Origin of the sequence: Paraburkholderia dipogonis, assembly GCF_046027395.1 — a bacterium.
GTDB lineage: Bacteria > Pseudomonadota > Gammaproteobacteria > Burkholderiales > Burkholderiaceae > Paraburkholderia > Paraburkholderia dipogonis_A.
Genome location: NZ_JAQQEG010000020.1, coordinates 170082 through 181264, shown reverse-complemented (window position 1 = coordinate 181264; position 11183 = coordinate 170082). Strand labels below are relative to the sequence as shown.

Annotated in this window: 10 protein-coding genes; all 10 read right to left on the bottom strand. The window is 60.9% G+C overall.

All coding sequences use genetic code 11. The annotated features are described in order from the left end of the window. Positions 1-60: 60 nt before the first annotated feature. Complete coding sequence (locus PQR32_RS21690) at positions 61-645, bottom strand: NUDIX domain-containing protein (protein ID WP_408231439.1); 585 nt, start codon at positions 643-645, stop codon at positions 61-63. 42 nt (positions 646-687) lie between these two features. Next, on the bottom strand, positions 688-984 hold the full coding sequence (locus tag PQR32_RS21685) for a DUF2818 family protein (RefSeq protein WP_408231436.1): 297 nt from the start codon (positions 982-984) through the stop codon (positions 688-690). Continuing rightward, a complete protein-coding gene (gene nuoN / locus PQR32_RS21680) occupies positions 984-2456 on the bottom strand; it encodes an NADH-quinone oxidoreductase subunit NuoN (RefSeq protein WP_408231433.1) in 1473 nt (490 codons plus the stop codon). Before nuoN ends, PQR32_RS21685 begins: the two co-directional genes overlap by 1 nt. A 23-nt stretch (positions 2457-2479) precedes the next feature. After that, positions 2480-3970, bottom strand: coding sequence for an NADH-quinone oxidoreductase subunit M (locus PQR32_RS21675; protein WP_408231430.1), 1491 nt, complete (start codon positions 3968-3970; stop codon positions 2480-2482). 14 nt (positions 3971-3984) lie between these two features. Further along, positions 3985-6060: an NADH-quinone oxidoreductase subunit L gene (nuoL, locus tag PQR32_RS21670; protein ID WP_408231427.1), complete on the bottom strand. Its 2076-nt coding sequence runs from the start codon at positions 6058-6060 to the stop codon at positions 3985-3987. A 17-nt stretch (positions 6061-6077) separates the two neighbouring features. Continuing rightward, the gene (nuoK, locus tag PQR32_RS21665; protein ID WP_006052894.1) at positions 6078-6383 is read right to left on the bottom strand and encodes an NADH-quinone oxidoreductase subunit NuoK; all 306 of its coding nucleotides are present in this window, start codon (positions 6381-6383) and stop codon (positions 6078-6080) included. A gap of 20 nt (positions 6384-6403) precedes the next feature. Beyond that, positions 6404-7093 (bottom strand): NADH-quinone oxidoreductase subunit J, encoded by a 690-nt coding sequence (locus PQR32_RS21660; protein ID WP_408214558.1) that lies wholly within the window; start codon positions 7091-7093, stop codon positions 6404-6406. Positions 7094-7261: 168 nt separating this feature from the next. Further along, positions 7262-7750 carry an NADH-quinone oxidoreductase subunit NuoI gene (gene nuoI, locus PQR32_RS21655; protein ID WP_012432383.1) on the bottom strand — a complete coding sequence of 163 codons (489 nt, stop codon included), beginning with the start codon at positions 7748-7750 and terminating at the stop codon, positions 7262-7264. A gap of 15 nt (positions 7751-7765) precedes the next feature. Continuing rightward, positions 7766-8830, bottom strand: a complete 1065-nt coding sequence (nuoH, locus tag PQR32_RS21650; RefSeq protein WP_168793162.1) for an NADH-quinone oxidoreductase subunit NuoH — start codon at positions 8828-8830, stop codon at positions 7766-7768. Continuing rightward, a complete protein-coding gene (nuoG, locus tag PQR32_RS21645; protein WP_408231422.1) occupies positions 8831-11164 on the bottom strand; it encodes an NADH-quinone oxidoreductase subunit NuoG in 2334 nt (777 codons plus the stop codon). Between the last annotated feature and the right edge of the window lie 19 nt (positions 11165-11183).

Genomic DNA, 11183 nt, shown 5'->3' with positions numbered 1-11183 from the left:
GGGGCTTTTCTGAGACTTCCGAGGCGGCGCGCCGCCCGCGCCCCTCCTACGCTATCGACGTTATTCCGGCTCCGCCAACGACCACGCACCCGACAACACCTTCTCCAGCCAGAATGTGCCAATCACCGTCTTCACATCAGTAACCTTGCCGGTGCGCACCCACTCGGACATCTCGGGCACAGTCGCCGTGAACAGTTCGAGAAATTCGCCCTCGTCGAGCTTGCGCTCACCGGCAGTCAAACCACGCGCGAGGTAGATGTCGATGAATTCGGTCGAATAGGAAATGATCGGGTGAATGCGCGTCAGATAAACATACTCGCGCGCGGTATAACCCGTCTCTTCCCTCAACTCACGTTTCGCACAGGCCAGCGCGCCTTCGTTCGGATCGAGCTTGCCGGCCGGATACTCGACCATGACCTTGCCCATCGGATAGCGATACTGGTTTTCCAGCAGCACGCGGCCGTCGTCGAATAATGGAATCACCATCACGGCGCCGGAATGCTGAACATATTCGCGCGTGGCGTGCTTGCCGTCCGGCAGGCGAACAGTGTCGCACTTGAGGGTCAGAAACGGCCCTTGGTGGATCGTTTTGCTCTCGATGCAAGTCTCTTTGAGCGCGGCGTCGTGATCGGGAAGTTCAGCCATTTGCGGACCTTGGGGACTTGGTGCGCCGACGGCGAGACGCCGTCAGCGGCGTTTGACGAGATACTGGAAGGTGAAGCCAGGGAACGCGAACACCACGAAGAGCGCGAACGTGATCGCGTAGAACTGCCAACCCTGTTCGAAGCGGTTACCCGCGCGCGCTTCCAGCAGAAAACCGAGCGCGCCGACCACGAAGTACAGCACGATCAATTCGGCAATCCGGACCCAGCCGCTTTTCTTCGCCGCTTTCAACGGCACGGCGGCGAAGAGGCGCTGATTCAGGAACGGCAGATTGGCGCCGACCAGCGCCAACAGCACGATAAACCAACCCGCTGCCGACATCAGAGCAGCAGCGTGTGCTGGATAGCCTGCAGGCAGGCCTTCAACAACGGATCCGGCACGATACCGAGCACCAGCACAGCCACACCGTTGAACGCGAGCAAAGCGCGCGTGCTGGTGTCGGCGAGGATGGGCGATTTGTCTTGCGGATCGTCGAAATACATCAGCTTGACGATACGCAGGTAGTAGAACGCGCCAAACAGCGACGTGATCACGGCCAGCACCGTCAGCCAGGTCAAACCAGCGTTCATGGTGGCCTGCAGCACCGCGAGCTTCGCATAGAAGCCGACCGCGGGCGGAATGCCGGCGAGCGAGAACATCATGATCATCATCACGAACGCGAACACCGGGCTGCGTTGATTCAGGCCCTTGAAGTCTTCCAGCGTGTCCGCTTCGAAATCGCGACGCGCCAGCAACATGATGACGCCGAACGTGCCCATCGTCGTGATGAGGTAGACGATGCTGTAGTACATGGCCGAACCGTACGCGTTGGCGGCACCCGTGGTCTTGTGGTCGACCACGCCGGCCAGCAGGCCCAGCAGCACGAAGCCCATGTTCGAGATCGCCGAGTACGCGAGCATCCGCTTCACGTTGCGTTGTACGATACCGGTGATGTTGCCGACGATCAGCGACAGCGCCGCGAGAATCACCAGCATTTCCTGCCATTCGACCGCGAGCGGCAGCAGACCCATCACGAGGAAGCGCAGCCCCCAGGCGAACGCGGCAACCTTCGGACCGCCGCCGACCATCAGCGTCATGGCCGTCGGTGCGCCTTGATAGACGTCGGGCACCCACATGTGGAACGGCACCGCGCCCATCTTGAACGCCACACCCGCCACAATGAAGATCACGCCGAACAGCAGCACGCTCGGGTCGTAGTGGCTCGTGCCGATCGCCTTGAACACTTCGTTCAGGTCGAGCGAACCGGTCGCGCCGTACAGCATGGAGATGCCGTACAGCAGGAAACCGGAAGCCAGCGCGCCGAGCACGTAGTACTTCATGGCCGCTTCGTTCGACGGCGCCGCGTCACGACGCAGGGCAATCGCACCGTACAGCGACAGCGACATCAGTTCCAGGCCGAGATACAGCGTCAGAAAGTTGTTGCCGGAGATCATGACGAGCTGGCCGAGCAACGAGAACATGCCCAACAGGAAGAACTCGCCACGGAACAGACCGCGATCCTCGAGGTAACGGCGCGAATACACGATCGACACCGCGTAGCCGAGCGTCACCACCGCTTTCATCACGTTGGCGAACGAGTCGACCACGTACATGTGGCCGAAGTAGTAGCGCACTTGCGGATCGAACGCGTTCATCGCGAACCAGACGCCGGCGACCAGCGTCGAGAAGAACGCGATGAAGTACGTGGTACGGCGACCGGCCTGGCCGACGAACGTGTCGTTGAGCCACGCGACGACAACGGCGAGCATCACCAGCGCGTCGGGCAACAGAGCAGTCATAGGGGCGTTTTGCATGGTCTTAAATTCCTCGCTCGGCGTTACTGAGGCAACGGCAGCTTTGACTGCGCAACGTGGGCGAGGAGGTTTTCCACGGATACGTGCATCACATCGGTAAAGGGCTTCGGATACAGGCCCATGAACAGCGTCAGTGCGGCAAGCACTGCCAGCATGAAAAATTCGCGACGGTTGATGTCGAGCAGGCCCTTCACGTGATCGTTGGCGATCGCGCCGAAGTACACGCGCTTGTACATCCACAGCGTGTAGGCCGCGCCGAGAATCAGCGTGACCGCCGCGCCGCCCGCGATCCAGAAGTTGTACTGGACAGCGGCCAGAATCACCATGAACTCGCCGACAAAACCGGAGGTGCCCGGCAGGCCGCAATTCGCCATGGAGAACAGCATGACGAACGCCGCGAACTTCGGCATCACGTTGACGACACCGCCGTAATCGGCGATCTGACGCGAATGCATACGGTCGTACAGCACGCCGATGCTCAGGAACATCGCGCCCGACACGAAGCCGTGCGAGATCATCTGCACGATCGCGCCTTCCACGCCAAGCTGGTTGAAGATGAAGAAGCCGAGCGTGACGAAACCCATGTGCGCGATCGACGAATACGCGACCAGCTTCTTCATGTCCGTCTGCACCATCGCGACGAGACCGATGTAGATCACCGCGATCAGTGAAAGCGTGATGACGACCGGCGCCAGGAAGTGGCTCGCGTCCGGCGTGATCGGAAGCGAGAAGCGCACGAAACCGTATGCGCCCAGCTTCAGCATGATCGCGGCCAGTACGACCGAGCCGCCGGTCGGTGCTTCCACGTGGGCGTCAGGCAACCACGTGTGAACCGGCCACATTGGCACCTTCACGGCGAAGGCCATGAAGAACGCTATGAATATCAGCACCTGAGGCGTCATGGCGATCTGCGCATGCTGCCACGTGGCGAGGTCGAACGTGCCGGTCTCGATGTACAGGTACAGCAACGCGACCAGCATCAACAGCGAGCCCATCAGCGTGTACAGGAAGAACTTGAACGCCGCGTACACGCGGTTCGCCCCACCCCACACGCCGATGATGATGTACATCGGAATCAGCGTCGCTTCGAAGAACACGTAGAACAGCATGCCGTCGGCCGAGCTGAACACGCCGACCATGATGCCCGACAGGATCAGGAACGCGGCCAGGTACTGACCCACGTTCTTCGTGATCACTTCCCACGCGGCGATCACGACGATCACCGTGATCAATGCGGTCAGCACGACGAACCACATCGAGATGCCGTCGACACCCAGGTGGTACGTGATATTGAAGCGCTCGATCCAGTTCGCCTTTTCGACGAACTGCAGATCGGCGGTGCTCGAATCAAAACCGGTAATCAGCGGGATCGTCACGAGGAAGCTGACGACCGAACCGATCAGCGCAATCCAGCGCGCGGGAGCCGGGTTCTGGTCGGAACCGATGGCCAGGACCAGGAGGCCGACGAGGATCGGCAACCAGATCGCAATACTGAGAATCGGATAAGCGTGCATTAGTGTCCCTCGCCTTATTTGCCGCCGAGCGTTACAAACAGGGTCAGGAGCCCCAACATGCCGATAATCATGGCGAACGCGTAGTGGTAGATGTAGCCGGATTGGAGGAAGCGGATCACGCCGGCGAACCAGCCGATAAAGCGTGCGCTGCCGTTGACGATGCCGTCGATCACCACGACGTCGCCTTCCTTCCAGAGACCACGGCCAATTGCCACGGCGCCCCGCGCAAACACGACTTCGTTGATCTTGTCCATGTAGTACTTGTTATCGAGCAGCGTGTAGATCGGACCGAACGCGCGCTTGATGACAGCCGGCAGATCCGGACGAACCAGGTACAGGAACCACGCGACCACCACACCCGCGAGCGCCAGCCAGACCGGCAGACCCGCAACCGAGTGCAGACCCATCGACGCCCAGCCCTGGAACTCTTCAGCCATCTCATGCAACGCCGGATGGTTTTCGCCGATGAAGATCACCTTGTCGAACGCCACCCCATGCTGGAAGAAGTCGCCGAACAGCATCGGGCCAATGCCGATCGCACCGATCACCACCGACGGAATCGCCAGCAGCACCAGCGGCAGCCACACCACCCACGGCGTTTCGTGCGGCTCGTGAGCGTGGTCGTCGTGACCATGGCCGTGCGCATCGTGGCCATGAGCATCGTGGCCGTCATGCGCGTGGGCTGCGGCTTCGATGCCCATCGGCGATTCCGGATGCTTCGGACCACGGAAGCGCTCCTCGCCGTGGAACACCAGGAAGTACATACGGAACGAATACAGCGCGGTGACGAAGACGCTCGCCACCACCGCGAAGTACGCGAAGCCCGAACCCGGCAGATGCGACAGCTTCACGGCGTCGATGATCGAATCTTTCGAGTAGAAGCCCGAGAAGAACGGCGTACCGATCAGCGCCAGCGAACCAACCAGCGACGTGATCCACGTAATCGGCATGTACTTGCGCAGGCCGCCCATGTTGCGGATGTCCTGATCGTGATGCATGCCGATGATCACCGAACCCGCGCCGAGGAACAGCAGTGCCTTGAAGAACGCGTGCGTCATCAGGTGGAACACGGCGACCGAGTATGCCGACGCGCCCAGCGCGACCGTCATGTAACCCAGCTGCGACAGCGTGGAATACGCCACCACGCGCTTGATGTCGTTCTGGATGATCCCAAGGAAGCCCATGAACAGCGCGGTAATCGCGCCGATGATCATGACGAACGAGAGCGCCGTATCCGACAGTTCGAACAGCGGCGACATGCGCGTGACCATGAAGATACCGGCCGTCACCATGGTTGCCGCGTGAATCAGTGCGGAAATCGGCGTCGGGCCTTCCATCGAATCCGGCAGCCAGACGTGCAGCGGGAACTGCGCCGACTTGCCCATCGCGCCGATGAAGAGGCAAATACAGGCCACGGTCAGCAGACCCCAGTCCGTACCCGGAAAGGTCAGTGCCGCGAGTTCGGTGCGCTTCGCGAACACGTCGCCGTAGTTCATCGAACCGGCGAACGCGAACAGCAGGCCGATACCCAGCAGAAAGCCGAAGTCGCCGATGCGGTTCACGATGAACGCCTTCATGTTCGCGTAGATCGCCGTGGGCCGCGTGAAGTAGAAGCCGATCAGCAGATACGAGACCAGACCCACCGCTTCCCAGCCGAAGAACAGTTGCAGGAAGTTGTTGCTCATCACGAGCATCAACATCGAGAACGTGAACAGCGAGATGTACGAGAAGAAGCGCTGGTAGCCGTCCTCGTCGGCCATGTAGCCGATCGTGTAGATGTGCACCATGAGCGACACGAAGGTCACCACGCACATCATCATGGCTGTCAGCGAGTCGACCAGGAAGCCGATCTCGAACTTCGTCTTGCCGATCGACATCCATTCGTAGATGGTCGCGTTGAAGCTCGCGCCGTCCATCACCTGGAAGAAGACGATGGCCGAAAGAATGAACGAGATCGCGACGCCGAGGATCGTGACCGAATGCGCACCGGCTCGCCCTACCGCTTTTCCGGCCAGCCCGGCAACCAGGCAGCCGGCCAGCGGTGCCAGCGGGATCGCCAGCAGCAGGTTTTCATTGAGTATCGTGGACATAACCGCTTTTCCTGAAATTAACCTTTGAGCTGATCGAGATCCTCGACATTGATCGTGTCGAGACTACGGAACAGGGTCACCAGAATCGCGAGGCCGATGGCCGCTTCCGCTGCCGCAACCGTCAGCACGAAGAAGACGAAGATCTGGCCATGCACGTCGCCGAGGTAATGCGAGAACGCGACGAAATTGGTGTTCACCGCGAGCAGCATCAGTTCGATCGCCATCAAAATGATGATGACGTTGCGACGGTTCAGGAAAATGCCGACGATGCTGATCGCAAACAGGATCGCGCCGAGGACAAGGTAATGGGCAAGGGTCAACATGATTTCTATCTCCTGTCCGCTCAGCTGTTCTTAGCCGGTGCCGAGTCGGCCGCTGCTGCTGCCGCTGCCGCGGCTTCTTCTGCCGCGACGGTTGCCGCGGTCTTTTCCGATTTCATCTTCACGACGCGCACACGGTCCTGGGCACGTACCTTGACCTGCTCGCTGATGTTCTGACGCTTGCTGTCTTTCTTGTGGCTCGTGGTCAGTGCGATCGCCGCGATGATGGCTACCAGCAGCACCAGACCGGCCACTTCGAACGCGAAGATGTAGTCGGTGTAAATGACCTTGCCGATCAGGCGCGTGTTCGACCAGTCGCCCATGCCGTTCGCGGCGGCCGTGGTGTCGCGCAGCGCCGTGGCGGTCGCGCCGTAACCGTGCCACAGGATCAGCGCGGTTTCGATCACGATGATCGCACCCACCAGAGTGGCCATTGGCACGAAGCGTTTGAAGTCTTTGCGCAGCACGTCGATGTTGATGTCCAGCATCATCACGACGAACAGGAACAGCACCATCACCGCGCCGACGTAGACCAGCACCAGCAGGATCGCAAGGAACTCGGCCTGCAGCAGCATCCAGATGGCCGCCGCGTTGAAGAACGCCAGCACCAGAAACAGTGCGGACGACACCGGGTTGCGCGAGGTGATCACCTTCAGCCCTGAAACCACCAGGAGCAGCGCGAAGATGTAGAACAGTACGGTCGTGAATTCCATGATTACCGGTTCATCGTTAGGCCATCGTCAGGCATTGTTCTTTGGCACTTGTGGCTGGCATACCGCCAGAACAGCCGCACAGGTGCGCCGTGCCGCGGCGTTCAGGCCGCGGCGCCCGGCCCGACAACAGGCCGTGATTGCTGCATTTACTGCTTTAACTAAAGCGCTTCAACGATACGGTGCGTCGGCTGCCTTATTCGCCGCGATCTCCGCTTCATAGCGATCGCCCACGGCCAGCAGCATGTCTTTCGTGAAGTACAGGTCGCCACGCTTCTCGCCGTGATACTCGAGAATGTGCGTTTCGACGATCGAATCGACCGGACAGCTCTCTTCACAGAAACCGCAGAAGATGCACTTGGTCAGGTCGATGTCATAACGCGTCGTGCGGCGGGTGTTGTCCGCGCGCGTTTCCGACTCGATGGTGATGGCGAGCGCCGGGCACACTGCTTCGCACAGCTTGCAGGCGATGCAGCGCTCTTCGCCGTTTTCATAGCGGCGCAGCGCGTGCAGCCCGCGGAAACGCGGCGAGATCGGGGTCTTTTCTTCGGGGAATTGCACGGTCACCTTGCGCTGGAACGTATAACGTCCGGTCAGCGCGAGGCCTTTGAGCAGCTCCGTGAGGAAGAAGGTCTTGAAAAAATTTTGGATTGCGGTCATAGGTTCATCCGCCCTTTATTTCCAGATGTTCAACGGCGACATGATCCAGAAGCCGACCACCACCAGCCACACCACGCAGACCGGAATGAAAATCTTCCAGCCCAGACGCATGATCTGGTCATAGCGATAGCGCGGGAAGGTGGCACGCGCCCAGATGAACACCGACAACAGCAAGAAAACCTTCAGCACCAGCCAGAAGATGCCCGGGATAAACGACAGGAACCCGAACGGTGCGCTCCAGCCGCCGAGGAACAGTGTTGCAGCCAATGCCGAGATCACGATCATGTTGATGTACTCGGCGAGGAAGAACAGCGCGAACGCCATCCCCGAGTAATCGATCATGTGGCCCGCGACGATTTCCGACTCCCCTTCCACCACGTCGAACGGGTGACGGTTCGTTTCGGCGATGCCCGAGATGAAGTACACGACGAACATCGGCAGCAGCGGAAGCCAGTTCCACGACAGGAAGTTCAAGCCGTACGACGCGAAGATGCCATGTTCCTGCGAATTGACGATGCCCGACAGGTTCAGCGTGCCGGCGGTCATCAGCACGACGACGAGCGCGAAGCCCATCGAGATTTCGTACGAGACCATCTGCGCGGCGGCGCGCATCGCGCCGAGGAACGCGTACTTCGAGTTCGACGCCCAGCCCGCCAGAATCACGCCGTACACGCCGATCGACGAAATCGCCATGGCGTACAGCAGACCCGCGTTGATGTCGCCGAGCACCGCGCCCGCCTGGAACGGAATCACCGCCCAGACCGCGAAAGCCGGCACCACCACCATGATCGGCGCAATCAGGTAGATCCAGCGGCTCGCCTGCGCCGGCTGAATCACTTCTTTCAGCAGCAGCTTCAGCACGTCGGCGATCGGCTGCAGGAGACCTGCGGGGCCGACGCGGTTCGGGCCGAGACGCACGTGCATCCAGCCGATCAGCTTACGCTCCCACAGAATCAGGTAAGCCACGCACAGCAGGATCACGACGGCCACCACCAGGATGCGCACCAGTGCCCACACCGTGGGCCATGCCACACCGAGAAGCTGGGTGCCGCCCGAGTTGATCGTATCGAACAAGCTCATTTACGCCTTCTCCACCACCAGTTCACCGAACAGGCTGCCCAGCGCTGCACCGGCAGGCGTAGCCGCCGATACGCGGACGACCGTCTCCGCAAGATTTGCGTCGCGCACGGCCGGCAACTGCACCGATTGCTCGCCCTGGCGCACGCGCACCGCGTCGCCTTCCTTCAAACCCAGTTTGTCGAACAGCCCGGCCGGCAAACCGACCGTGTTCGCCGCACGTGCCGCTGCGGTCAGATGCAGCGACTCGGCGCGACGCACCAGCGCGTCGGCGTGATAGATCGGCACGTTCGCGATACGCTCGAACTTGCCTTCCGCTGCCTTCGCCGCCTTGCCGCCTGTCACCGTGACGCCCGTCTTGTTCGACAGACGCGAGCTCAGTTCACCGTCGCCGAGAGCGGCCGTGCGTACTTCTTCGGATGTGTCGAATTCGAAACCGGGCACACCCAGCAGGCTTCCCAGCACACGCAATACCTTCCATGCCGGACGCGTGTCACCGAGCGGACGCACGACGCCGTTGAACGTCTGCACCGTACCTTCGGCGTTGACGAACGTGCCGGCCGTTTCCGTGTACGGCGCGATCGGCAGCAGCACGTCGGCGTATTCTGCGCCGGTCTGGAACGGCGACATCACGACAACCATTTCAGCCTGCTTCAACGCGGCCAAAGCCTGCGCCGGATTGGCCGTGTCGAACTCCGGTTCGACGTTCAGCAGCACATAACCCTTGCGCGGTTGCTCGAACACTTCGCGAGCGTTCAGACCGCCCTCGCCCGGCAACGCGTTCACGAGATGCGCGCCGACCGTGTTGGCCGCTTCCGAGAGGAAGCCCAGCGTCGCGCCGGTGGCGTCTGCAATCCATTGCGCCGCGGCGTGGATGACCGCGAAGTCCGGATGACGAACCGCGCTGTTGCCCAGCAACACGAGGCGGCGTTCGCCCGTGGCGAGCGACTTCGCGACTTTCTTGTTCGCATCCGTAGGCTGCGTGCCGGCGAAAACTTCCGGCAGTGCCACACCGTTGGCTTCCGACACCGCGCCCGCGATACCAGCGAGTGCGTCGAGCCATGCCGACGGCGCTGCCACCACGCGCTCCGCTTGCGGAATCAGCGCGTCGTCGTTGGTGGACTGCACGAGCGTGAGCTTCGCGCCGCCCTTCGCGGCTTGACGCAGACGCGCGGCGAACAGCGGATGATCGCGGCGAAGATCCGAGCCGATCACCAGTGCGGCGTCGACGTTCGACAGATCGGCAATAGCCGTGCCGAGCCACGGCGCACCGTTGACCGGTGCGGAGAAATCCGACTGACGCAGACGGAAGTCGACGTTAGGCGTGCCGACCGCTTGCGCCAGTTGTTTCAACAGGAACAGTTCTTCGACCGTGCTGTGGGCGCTGCCGAGTGCGGCCAGCGCGTTCGCGCCGTGGTCGCCCTTGATGCCCTTCAAACCCTTCACCACGTATTCAAGCGCGGTTTGCCAGTCGGTCTCGACCCACTTGCCGCCTTGCTTGAGCATCGGCTGAGTCAGACGCTCGGGGCTGTTCAGGCCTTCGTACGAGAAACGGTCCTTGTCCGAAATCCAGCATTCGTTGATGGATTCGTTTTCGAACGGCAGAACACGCATCACGCGATTGTTCTTCACTTGCACCACGAGGTTCGCGCCGACGGAATCGTGCGGGCTCACCGACTTGCGGCGCGACAGTTCCCACGTACGGGCGCTGTAACGGAAAGGCTTGCTGGTCAGCGCGCCGACCGGGCACAGATCGATCATGTTGCCCGACAGTTCCGAATCCACCGTCTTGCCGACGAACGACGTGATTTCCGAATGTTCACCGCGGCCCAGCATGCCGAGTTCCATCACGCCGGCCACTTCCTGGCCGAAACGGACGCAACGCGTGCAGTGGATGCAACGCGACATTTCTTCCATGGAGATCAGCGGGCCGACGTTCTTGTGGAACACCACGCGCTTTTCTTCGCTATAGCGCGAGGCCGACTTGCCGTAACCCACGGCTAGATCCTGCAACTGGCACTCGCCGCCCTGGTCGCAGATCGGGCAATCCAGCGGGTGGTTGATCAGCAGGAATTCCATCACGGCTTGCTGGCCCTTCACCGCCTTGTCCGACTTGGTGCGCACGATCATGCCGGCCGACACCGGCGTGGCGCATGCGGGCACCGCCTTCGGCATCTTTTCGACATCGACCAGACACATCCGGCAGTTGGCCGCGATCGACAGCTTCTTGTGATAGCAGAAGTGAGGAATGTACGTGTCGACCTTATGCGCAGCCTGGATCACCATGCTGCCTTCAGGCACCTCTACTTTCTTGCCGTCTATTTCAAGTTCAACCATGATGGTCAATCTTCCTTAA

Bases quoted from the DNA above. Each gene is read 5' to 3' on its own strand.
- nuoL (WP_408231427.1), bottom strand. From the start codon at position 6,060: ATGTCCACGATACTCAATGAAAACCTGCTGCTGGCGATCCCGCTGGCA.
- nuoK (WP_006052894.1), bottom strand. From the start codon at position 6,383: ATGTTGACCCTTGCCCATTACCTTGTCCTCGGCGCGATCCTGTTTGCG.
- nuoI (WP_012432383.1), bottom strand. From the start codon at position 7,750: ATGACCGCAATCCAAAATTTTTTCAAGACCTTCTTCCTCACGGAGCTG.
- PQR32_RS21685 (WP_408231436.1), bottom strand. From the start codon at position 984: ATGTCGGCAGCGGGTTGGTTTATCGTGCTGTTGGCGCTGGTCGGCGCC.
- PQR32_RS21675 (WP_408231430.1), bottom strand. From the start codon at position 3,970: ATGCACGCTTATCCGATTCTCAGTATTGCGATCTGGTTGCCGATCCTC.
- PQR32_RS21690 (WP_408231439.1), bottom strand. From the start codon at position 645: ATGGCTGAACTTCCCGATCACGACGCCGCGCTCAAAGAGACTTGCATC.
- PQR32_RS21660 (WP_408214558.1), bottom strand. From the start codon at position 7,093: ATGGAATTCACGACCGTACTGTTCTACATCTTCGCGCTGCTCCTGGTG.
- nuoH (WP_168793162.1), bottom strand. From the start codon at position 8,830: ATGAGCTTGTTCGATACGATCAACTCGGGCGGCACCCAGCTTCTCGGT.
- nuoN (WP_408231433.1), bottom strand. From the start codon at position 2,456: ATGCAAAACGCCCCTATGACTGCTCTGTTGCCCGACGCGCTGGTGATG.
- nuoG (WP_408231422.1), bottom strand. From the start codon at position 11,164: ATGGTTGAACTTGAAATAGACGGCAAGAAAGTAGAGGTGCCTGAAGGC.